General features: G+C 54.9%; 1 protein-coding gene, 2 tRNA genes and 3 rRNA genes. All 6 read left to right on the forward strand.

Going from position 1 to position 5,876, the window contains the following annotated elements; genetic code table 11:
- Positions 1–192: 192 nt before the first annotated feature.
- Positions 193–1,723, forward strand: a 16S ribosomal RNA gene (locus NMQ16_RS19035).
- A gap of 126 nt (positions 1,724–1,849) precedes the next feature.
- A tRNA-Ile gene (locus tag NMQ16_RS19040) sits at positions 1,850–1,926 on the forward strand.
- Positions 1,927–1,955: 29 nt separating this feature from the next.
- Positions 1,956–2,031, forward strand: a tRNA-Ala gene (locus tag NMQ16_RS19045).
- 301 nt (positions 2,032–2,332) lie between these two features.
- Positions 2,333–5,220: ribosomal RNA gene (locus tag NMQ16_RS19050) — 23S ribosomal RNA — on the forward strand.
- A 118-nt stretch (positions 5,221–5,338) separates the two neighbouring features.
- Positions 5,339–5,452: ribosomal RNA gene (rrf, locus tag NMQ16_RS19055) — 5S ribosomal RNA — on the forward strand.
- Together the 16S, 23S and 5S rRNA genes with 2 tRNA genes alongside form the textbook arrangement of a ribosomal RNA operon.
- A 125-nt stretch (positions 5,453–5,577) precedes the next feature.
- Positions 5,578–5,876 (forward strand): ThiF family adenylyltransferase (locus NMQ16_RS19060; RefSeq protein WP_257082545.1); only part of this gene is annotated, 299 nt, incomplete at its 3' end.

Raw genomic sequence — 5,876 nt, forward strand, 5'->3', positions numbered from 1 at the left:
GCAGCGAAGCTCTTTAAAAACACAAACAGCCGATAGGTGTGGGCACGGCATGGTTGTAACGGCGTGTAGATGTCGTTTCGGGGGAACCTGGGGTGATGGAAGCGCGCATGACAACTAAATTGAAGTGCTCATACGAATCAAAGGTTTTAAGCGAAAGCTTATACCTGTGAATTCTGTTGAGTTTTGGGAATTAAACTGAAGAGTTTGATCCTGGCTCAGATTGAACGCTGGCGGAATGCTTTACACATGCAAGTCGAGCGGCAGCGCGGGGCAACCTGGCGGCGAGCGGCGAACGGGTGAGTAACACATCGGAACATACCCAGTCGTGGGGGATAACACTTCGAAAGAAGTGCTAATACCGCATACGTCCTGAGGGAGAAAGCGGGGGATCTTCGGACCTCGCGCGATTGGAGTGGCCGATGTCAGATTAGCTAGTTGGTGGGGTAAAGGCCTACCAAGGCGACGATCTGTAGCTGGTCTGAGAGGACGACCAGCCACACTGGGACTGAGACACGGCCCAGACTCCTACGGGAGGCAGCAGTGGGGAATTTTGGACAATGGGGGCAACCCTGATCCAGCCATTCCGCGTGAGTGAAGAAGGCCTTCGGGTTGTAAAGCTCTTTCGGCAGGAACGAAACGGCGCGCTCTAACATAGCGCGTTAATGACGGTACCTGAAGAAGAAGCACCGGCTAACTACGTGCCAGCAGCCGCGGTAATACGTAGGGTGCGAGCGTTAATCGGAATTACTGGGCGTAAAGCGTGCGCAGGCGGTTGTGTAAGACAGGTGTGAAATCCCCGGGCTTAACCTGGGAACTGCGCTTGTGACTGCACGGCTAGAGTATGGCAGAGGGGGGTGGAATTCCACGTGTAGCAGTGAAATGCGTAGAGATGTGGAGGAACACCGATGGCGAAGGCAGCCCCCTGGGCCAATACTGACGCTCATGCACGAAAGCGTGGGGAGCAAACAGGATTAGATACCCTGGTAGTCCACGCCCTAAACGATGTCGACTAGGTGTTCGGTGAGGAGACTCATTGAGTACCGCAGCTAACGCGTGAAGTCGACCGCCTGGGGAGTACGGTCGCAAGATTAAAACTCAAAGGAATTGACGGGGACCCGCACAAGCGGTGGATGATGTGGATTAATTCGATGCAACGCGAAAAACCTTACCTACCCTTGACATGTACGGAACCCTGCTGAGAGGTGGGGGTGCTCGAAAGAGAGCCGTAACACAGGTGCTGCATGGCTGTCGTCAGCTCGTGTCGTGAGATGTTGGGTTAAGTCCCGCAACGAGCGCAACCCTTGTCATTAGTTGCTACGCAAGAGCACTCTAATGAGACTGCCGGTGACAAACCGGAGGAAGGTGGGGATGACGTCAAGTCCTCATGGCCCTTATGGGTAGGGCTTCACACGTCATACAATGGTCGGTACAGAGGGTTGCCAAGCCGCGAGGTGGAGCCAATCCCAGAAAGCCGATCGTAGTCCGGATCGCAGTCTGCAACTCGACTGCGTGAAGTCGGAATCGCTAGTAATCGCGGATCAGCATGCCGCGGTGAATACGTTCCCGGGTCTTGTACACACCGCCCGTCACACCATGGGAGTGGGTTTCACCAGAAGAGGCTAGCCTAACCGCAAGGGGGGCGGTCGCCACGGTGAGATTCATGACTGGGGTGAAGTCGTAACAAGGTAGCCGTATCGGAAGGTGCGGCTGGATCACCTCCTTTCTAGAGTCACAATCGTGTCGTGTCCACAACCTATCGGCTGTTTCAAGCAACAAGGGCAAGGAGCTCGGGCAAGTTACGTTAAATCGTGATGAGTTCGCAGTGTGAGCACCCGACCCTGGGATTACCGGGTCTGTAGCTCAGCTGGTTAGAGCACCGTCTTGATAAGGCGGGGGTCGTTGGTTCGAACCCAACCAGACCCACCAGATTGCCTGCAGAAGTACTGTGCGGTAATGGGGGATTAGCTCAGCTGGGAGAGCACCTGCTTTGCAAGCAGGGGGTCGTCGGTTCGATCCCGTCATCCTCCACCACAAACTGGTTGGTCAGACAGTTACCAGGTGGGTCAGTGTCTGTTGTTGCTTGATGTGCGTTTGAGTGTGAGGCGTGGAATGTAGAAATACTGTCCAGACCTCACCCGCAAGGGTGCATGGAATCTTGATCTTTAAAAATTTGGAAGAAGTAAAGGGATGTCGGCGTTTCAACCGCGCCGGCATCTCATGGGTAGTGATTGCATCGTCCCGCCACTTTGAACCAGCGGCGGGATTGATAGCGCGAGCGCTTGAGAATGATCTGTAACGCGGGGCAAGACGCAAGTCGAGTACAGCGTTATAGGGTCAAGTGAATAAGTGCATGTGGTGGATGCCTTGGCGATCACAGGCGATGAAGGACGTGCAAGCCTGCGAAAAGCGGGGGGGAGCTGGCAATGGAGCTTTGATCCCCCGATGTCCGAATGGGGAAACCCGGCCCGCAAGGGTCATCCCTGACTGAATACATAGGTCAGCGGAAGCGAACCGAGCGAACTGAAACATCTAAGTAGCTCGAGGAATAGAAATCAACCGAGATTCCCAAAGTAGTGGCGAGCGAACTGGGAGTAGCCTGCACGACTAAACCATTTACTTAACAAAACGGTCTGGAAAGTCCGACGATACAGGGTGATAGTCCCGTATGTGAAAAGTAAGTGGCGGGTCTGAGCGTGCGACAAGTAGGGCGGGACACGTGAAATCCTGTTTGAAGATGGGGGGACCATCCTCCAAGGCTAAATACTCGTGATCGACCGATAGTGAACCAGTACCGTGAGGGAAAGGCGAAAAGAACCCCGGGAGGGGAGTGAAATAGATCCTGAAACCGCATGCATACAAACAGTGGGAGCCTCGCAAGGGGTGACTGCGTACCTTTTGTATAATGGGTCAGCGACTTACGTTCAGTAGCGAGCTTAACCGAATAGGGGAGGCGTAGCGAAAGCGAGTCTGAATAGGGCGATTCAGTTGCTGGACGTAGACCCGAAACCAAGTGATCTATCCATGGCCAGGATGAAGGTGCCGTAACAGGTACTGGAGGTCCGAACCCACTAATGTTGAAAAATTAGGGGATGAGCTGTGGATAGGGGTGAAAGGCTAAACAAACTTGGAAATAGCTGGTTCTCCCCGAAAACTATTTAGGTAGTGCCTCATGTATCACTCTCGGGGGTAGAGCACTGTAATGGTTGGGGGGGTCATTGCGATCTACCCCGCCATAGCAAACTCCGAATACCGAGAAGTGCGAGCATGGGAGACAGACGGTGGGTGCTAACGTCCATCGTCAAGAGGGAAACAACCCAGACCGCCAGCTAAGGCCCCCAATGCGTGGCTAAGTGGAAAACGAGGTGGGAAGGCATAGACAGCCAGGAGGTTGGCTTAGAAGCAGCCATCCTTTAAAGAAAGCGTAATAGCTCACTGGTCGAGTCGTCCTGCGCGGAAGATGTAACGGGGCTCAAGCCACGAGCCGAAGCTGCGGATATGTCGTAAGACATATGGTAGGGGAGCGTTCTGTAAGTCTGCGAAGGTGTCTGGTAACGGATGCTGGAGATATCAGAAGTGCGAATGCTGACATGAGTAGCGATAAAGCGGGTGAAAGGCCCGCTCGCCGAAAGCCCAAGGTTTCCTACGCAACGTTCATCGGCGTAGGGTGAGTCGGCTCCTAAGGCGAGGCCGAAAGGCGTAGTCGATGGGAAACAGGTCAATATTCCTGTACCAGTCCATGATGCGATGGGGGGACGGAGAAGGTTATAGCAGCCGGGTGTTGGAAGTCCCGGTTTAAGCAGGTAGGCGTGCTGCGTAGGCAAATCCGCGCGGCTTAGCCGAGATGTGATGACGAGGACCCACGTGGTCCGAAGTGCTAGATACCACGCTTCCAAGAAAAGCCTCTAAGCTTCAGTCATGGAGTGACCGTACCGCAAACCGACACAGGTGGGCAGGATGAAAATTCTCAGGCGCTTGAGAGAACCCAGGAGAAGGAACTCGGCAAATTGATACCGTAACTTCGGGAGAAGGTATGCCCCTCGTACGTGAAGTCCCTCGCGGACGGAGCGGAAAGGGGTCGCAGAGAATCGGTGGCTGCGACTGTTTAATAAAAACACAGCACTCTGCAAACACGAAAGTGGACGTATAGGGTGTGACGCCTGCCCGGTGCCGGAAGGTTAAGTGATGGGGTGCAAGCTCTTGATCGAAGCCCCGGTAAACGGCGGCCGTAACTATAACGGTCCTAAGGTAGCGAAATTCCTTGTCGGGTAAGTTCCGACCTGCACGAATGGCGTAACGATGGCCACACTGTCTCCTCCTGGGACTCAGCGAAGTTGAAATGTTTGTGAAGATGCAATCTCCCCGCGGCTAGACGGAAAGACCCCATGAACCTTTACTGTAGCTTTGCATTGGACTTTGACGGGACTTGTGTAGGATAGGTGGGAGGCAGTGAGACGTGGTCGCCAGATCACGTGGAGCCAACCTTGAAATACCACCCTGGTGTCGTTGAGGTTCTAACCTAGGTCCGTGAATCCGGATCGGGGACCGTGCATGGCAGGCAGTTTGACTGGGGCGGTCTCCTCCTAAAAGGTAACGGAGGAGTTCGAAGGTTCGCTTGGTACGGTCGGACATCGTACCTAAAGTGCAATGGCAAAAGCGAGCTTGACTGCGAGACTGACACGTCGAGCAGGTGCGAAAGCAGGACATAGTGATCCGGTGGTTCTGTATGGAAGGGCCATCGCTCAACGGACAAAAGGTACTCTGGGGATAACAGGCTGATTCCGCCCAAGAGTTCACATCGACGGCGGAGTTTGGCACCTCGATGTCGGCTCATCACATCCTGGGGCTGTAGCCGGTCCCAAGGGTATGGCTGTTCGCCATTTAAAGTGGTACGTGAGCTGGGTTTAAAACGTCGTGAGACAGTTTGGTCCCTATCTGCCGTGGGCGCTGGAAGTTTGAGGGGACCTGCTCCTAGTACGAGAGGACCGGAGTGGACTTACCTCTGGTGTACCGGTTGTCACGCCAGTGGCATCGCCGGGTAGCTAAGTAGGGAAGAGATAAGCGCTGAAAGCATCTAAGCGCGAAACTCGCCTCAAGATGAGACTTCCCGGGGACTTGATCCCCCTGAAGGGTCGTGGAAGACCACCACGTTGATAGGCTGGGTGTGGAAGTGCAGTAATGCATTAAGCTAACCAGTACTAATTGCCCGTGCGGCTTGACCCTATAACCGTGTGCTCAACACCGCGGCTATACTTAAAATTCAAAAGTGCCTCGCGCACAATCACACCATCCTTTACTTCTTCCACATGGCGGGCCAAAACCCCTCCATGACAAGCTTCAGCCTGGTGCACATAGCGCTGTGGAACCACCCCTTCCCATCCCGAACAGGACCGTGAAACGCAGCCGCGCCAATGATAGTGAGTACTACGCTCGCGAAAGTAGGTCAGTGCCAGGCTACCCTACGCATCAACACAAAACGCCCGATCACATCCCCATGTGATCGGGCGTTCGTGTTTCCAATCCCTCACGACGCAATCCATATAACAACGCCAATTTCGGCGCCTTAACCGGGGTGCCCCCATGAAATCGATACACGACGACCCAGCAACGCCGCGCGCCTTCTCCGGAGTTGATCGCCTGTACGGGCTGGGCGCGCACGGGGCACTCGACCGGGCCGCCGTACTCGTGGTCGGCGTCGGCGGCGTGGGATCCTGGGCAACCGAAGCGCTCGCAAGAAGTGGCGTTGGCCGCATCGCAATTGCCGATCTCGACCACGTTGCCGAGTCGAACATCAACCGACAGATTCAGGCGCTCGTGCCCACACTCGGCATGCCCAAGACCGAAGCAATGGCGCAACGCATCGCCGTCATCAATCCGGC

It is taken from the genome of Methyloversatilis sp. XJ19-49 (assembly GCF_024580145.1).
Taxonomy (GTDB): Bacteria; Pseudomonadota; Gammaproteobacteria; order Burkholderiales; family Rhodocyclaceae; genus Methyloversatilis.